General features: G+C 67.5%; 1 pseudogene. It reads right to left on the bottom strand.

From position 1 onward, the window contains the following. A pseudogene (locus ACTFO6_RS19625) lies at window positions 1–240 on the bottom strand (sulfoacetaldehyde acetyltransferase); the annotation flags it as partial.

Here is a 240-nt window from a genome sequence, read left to right on the forward strand (position 1 = left end):
GCCGAGAGGTGCTCGGCCAGCGCGACGCACGCCTCCACCCCCTCGGCCAGAATGACCACGCCCCCGGCGATGATCACAGGAAACTGGGCGCTGGCCAAAATCTCGGCCGCCTCGCCAAGGCTTCTCTCGCCCCCCGCCCCCCGCTCGATCACAATGGGCGCGGGAATCTCGAAGTCGGATTCGCCGTAGAAAAAGTCCCGTGGGATGTTGAGCTGGGCCGGACCCAGCTCCAGCATCGCC

Origin of the sequence: Pelomicrobium sp. G1, from assembly GCF_051905455.1 — a bacterium.
Taxonomy (GTDB): Bacteria; Pseudomonadota; Gammaproteobacteria; order Burkholderiales; family UBA6910; genus Pelomicrobium.